The sequence below is a fragment of the Streptomyces sp. NPDC005774 genome, assembly GCF_042871645.1.
Taxonomy (GTDB): Bacteria; Actinomycetota; Actinomycetes; order Streptomycetales; family Streptomycetaceae; genus Streptomyces; species Streptomyces pratens.
The window spans coordinates 1-1490 of record NZ_JBIAIV010000141.1; the positions used below are offsets into that span (position 1 = coordinate 1).

General features: G+C 68.3%; 1 protein-coding gene. It reads left to right on the forward strand.

Features of this window, described 5'->3' with window-relative positions:
* Positions 1-79 precede the first annotated feature (79 nt).
* Positions 80-1456 (forward strand): IS701 family transposase, encoded by a 1377-nt coding sequence (locus tag ACFYQA_RS39495; protein ID WP_388928678.1) that lies wholly within the window; start codon positions 80-82, stop codon positions 1454-1456.
* Positions 1457-1490 lie beyond the last annotated feature (34 nt).

Below are 1490 nucleotides of genomic sequence, written 5' to 3' on the forward strand. Positions count from 1 at the left end.
CTAACGGTAGTCCGTTGTGATCAGGCGCTTGCCGCAGTGTGATGGGGAGAGGAGTCCGCTGCGGCAGATGGAGGAGATCATGGCTACCGACCGGCTTCCGGTGGCTCCGGCCCCGGCTCCGTTGGAGGGGTATTTGGCCTTGTTCGATCCGTTGTTGGTCTCGCGTGCTCAACGGGTGGCGATCAGGGACTACACGGCCGGTCTGCTGCGTCCGAGCGAGCGGAACAAGACGCTGACGGCGCTGGCGGAGACCGAGCCCGGTGTCGGCTCCAAGCACCGCGAGGAGCAGCGGCTGCAGTGGTTCCTGTCGGAGTCTCACTGGGATCACGAGGCGATCAACGACCGCAGGATCGAGCTGTTGATGGCGGACTCAAGAACGGCTGCGCATGGCGACGGGGTGTTGGTGATCGACGATTCGGGAGACCGGAAGTCAGGGCACGCCAGCGAGTACGTGGCCCGGCAGTACATCGGCTCGCGCGGCAAGGTCGAGGAGGGGATCGTGGCGGTCACCACCTGCTGGGCCGATGAGAAGGTGTACTGGCCGGTGCACACCGTGCCCTACCAGCCGGCCGCGCGGCTGCCGGGCGGGAAGCAGGACCCGGGATTTCGGACCAAGAGCCAGATCGCGACGGGGCTGGTCAAACGCGCGCGGGACGCCGGGATCCGCTTCCGCGCAGTGGTCGCCGACGCGGACTACGGGCCCAGCCGTGGCCCGGTCCTCGTCGACGACCTGGACCGCACCAACGTGCCCTGCGTGGTGGCCTTCAGCCCCACCACGCAAATCCACCGCGACGACGGTCCGCCGCTCACCCCGGCCCGGGCAGCGGCCGAGGTGCCGTTCAGCTCGCCGTCCAGGCCCGGCCGCTGGCACCGGATCACCCGGCACCTGCGCGACGGTCGCACAGAGCGGTGGTGGGCCGCCGACGTCGTCTGCGGACGCTACGGCCCCAACTGTGCCCGGCGCATGGTCGTGGCTACGGTCGACCCCAAGACCTTGCCCGGAACAAGCACCCGATACCTGGCCACGAACCTGCCCCGCCGCCCTCGGCGCGGACCGCATGCGCCGGCCACAGCAACGGAGGTCCTGCGGCTCTACAGCCTGCGCAACTGGATTGAACAGGAATACAAGCAGGTGAAACGCGAACTGGGGTGGGCCGACTTCCAAGTACGTTCCGGCGAGGCCATCCAGCGCCACTGGACCCTGGTGAAGCTGGCGTTCACGTTCTGCTGGCGCAGCGACAACGACAAGCCCCGGCCGTCCGGCGCGGACCCGGACGAACCAACACCTGACACCTGGCCGCAGCGGCTGCGCCGGATCCGATCCTGGCTCGTCCCGTTCCACGACTTGCTCCGGATCATCCGATCCGGAGTCCTTGCCCGCGTCCCACACGAGATCGACCGGCTCACCACCAGCCTGGCCGGCGGCTACGGCATCAACCTCTACCTACCGCCATAGGCTCCGACCCGATCACAACGGACCACCGCTAACC